This window comes from Variovorax sp. 01T439_2 (assembly GCF_056398445.1).
This window is the reverse complement of sequence record NZ_JBFTPJ010000966.1, coordinates 1-2180: the sequence shown is the minus strand read 5'-3', so window position 1 is coordinate 2180 and position 2180 is coordinate 1. Positions and strand designations below refer to the sequence as shown.

The window sequence follows — 2180 nt, the reverse complement described above, 5'->3', positions numbered from 1 at the left end:
GGCTTGGTGTCTCAATTGCTATGCCCTGCTCCAGGCGAGCCAAGCTGGCGCGGCGCCATCGGCATGTCCTGTTCTTCGTCCCGACCGAAGGGCAAGTAATCGATCTCGTCGACCACGAGCAGCTTCGGGTCAAGAACCGCCCGGTTGAAGTATTCCCTCAGTCGGTTCTGTGCCTCGGCCGCCGTCAGCTGCATCATCAGATCGGCCGCCGTATTGAAGCGTGCCTTGGGCCACGCCATGACGGGGCACTGGCACAGCGCCAGCGCGATGTACGTCTTGCCCACGCCGCCGGGCCCGAGCATCACCACGCTACGCTCTCGACACGCTCGACGAAGGCCAGGTGGCCCCACATGATGATCTGCGCCTTGGGTGCTCCGCGTCATCCGGCCAAGGTCGACGCCGCACGCGCGCCTCTTCTCCGCGCTCTGGCGAGAGATGCCGCACGGCCACTCACCGGACATGCGGCTGGGGCGGACTGGCGGGCGCGTGCTCGGGCGCATGGCTCTTCTCGGCCTCTCTCCAGCGGTCGGCGATCCACTGCGCATCGGTCTGCACCGCGGGCATGCGCGCAGTGAAGCGATCCACCTCGGCTGCCAGATTGGCCTCGCCGTGTCTTCGAAGCGCATCCGCTGTGGTGCGCCAATCTGCGACCACCGCCCGCCGGGTATTTCGCATCTGCTCTTGTCCGTCAGCCGCGGCGCCCCGCCCCGACCTCAGAGCCTGGAGCAGGTTCTCCAGCTTCGCGCGCATGAAGGTCGAGGTCTTCGGCTGTCGATGCCCGGTCCGGTCGCTGGGCGACAGTTGGCCGAATGCCCGAAGCGCGCGCAGCCGATGATGGATCGCATCCCTGTAGGGCTTGCGGGTCTGCCCTCGCACCTGTCGCGGTGTGGCATTGGCCGCCACACCCTGCTCGCGCATCAGTGCGGCGAACTGCTCGCGCCATTGCCGCAATGTCTCCTTGCGGRTGTAGAGGCGCTGGCCAGGCTCGAACTCGTGCTCGCACTTGACCACYAGGTGCACATGCGGGTGCGGCTGATCGGTGTGCAGCACCATGGCGTAGCGATATTGGAGCGCGAAGTTCTCGCGCGCAAAGACGCGGGCGGCAGCCCGTACCTTGTCCGGCGRCGTGCCGGCGGGCATGGACAGRACGATGTTGTGSACCARCTTCGCACGCGTGTCTTTCTGCCCCGGAGCGGATYTCGGYYTGTRCTGGCTTCGGCAAAGCTCGAGCTGCCAGTCGGCCGTGATCTCCTTGGGAGCGCCCCGGCCCTGCGGCATCAGCCCCTCGTCGGTTTCGATCGGCAGCTTGCCGTGCCGGCCGATGTAGCGCAGATGGGCCTCGACGCCCCCGACATCCCGTCCGCCGCCGGAGACCTTCACCATCACCTCGGGCGTACGCCCCACCGTGCGCTGGATCTGCGCGATATGGTCGGCGCCGAGGCGCAGCTGGCCGCCGGGTCCACGCCGACCGTAGCTGACGATGTCCAGGGTCATGTCGCGCAGCGCATCGGCCGGGCCGCGGCCGCTTCGGCCCACGCGCATCCTCTGTTCAGGCACGGGCACTCCCGGCGCCGGTCTCCCAGCTGATCAGGTTGCGGCGCACGAGGGCGGCCGTGGCTTCGCGTGCCGCCTCGACTTCCTGACGGACCGACGCGATCGTTTCGCYGAGGTCCGACGCCACCGGCYCGGGCAGCGTGTTCGGCATGCCGAACATTCSAAGCTGYCGYYSCARCGCRGCSARYCGGGCGGCGGTCACCTTGATCTGGTCCAGTTCGTTCGGCGGCAGCACGGCCGCGATACGCACATGGTTGTGGATCAGCAGGGCGAGGTARCTGGCKGTCTTCATTCCACGGGCAYGGGCKCGMYSYGCCRCCAGCGCGCGATCGCCTTKGCGAAGYCGCAGCGTGAGGCGRTCCGCCGCGCCGGGGCGGGWTTCCGATTCGTCTGGRAATCGCTGTGCACCCGAGCCCGGCGAGATGTCRCCGTGAGTCTTGAGGACCTCGTCGACCATCTTCGCGAGMAGGCTCGACGCACTGAGATGATGACGGGCGGCCAGCGCGGCGAAGCGCRCCCTCGTCTCGGGCGGCACCCGGGTGGCGATCACGCGGCTCGATCGAGAGGTCTTGGTCATTGCAACGCCGTCGCTGTTAACAATGTCTGACGGCAGTCTATCCTGCCCT

The 2180-nt window shown here is 67.8% G+C and carries 2 protein-coding genes and 1 pseudogene; all 3 read right to left on the bottom strand.

Features of this window, described 5'->3' with window-relative positions; translation table 11 throughout:
* Positions 1 to 74 precede the first annotated feature (74 nt).
* Positions 75 to 376: pseudogene (locus AC1DOC_RS30500) on the bottom strand (ATP-binding protein); the annotation flags it as partial.
* 74 nt (positions 377 to 450) lie between these two features.
* Positions 451 to 1542, bottom strand: coding sequence for a relaxase/mobilization nuclease domain-containing protein (locus AC1DOC_RS30495; protein WP_478131208.1), 1092 nt, complete (start codon positions 1540 to 1542; stop codon positions 451 to 453).
* 7 nt (positions 1543 to 1549) lie between these two features.
* Complete coding sequence (locus AC1DOC_RS30490; RefSeq protein WP_478131207.1) at positions 1550 to 1705, bottom strand: hypothetical protein; 156 nt, start codon at positions 1703 to 1705, stop codon at positions 1550 to 1552.
* Positions 1706 to 2180 lie beyond the last annotated feature (475 nt).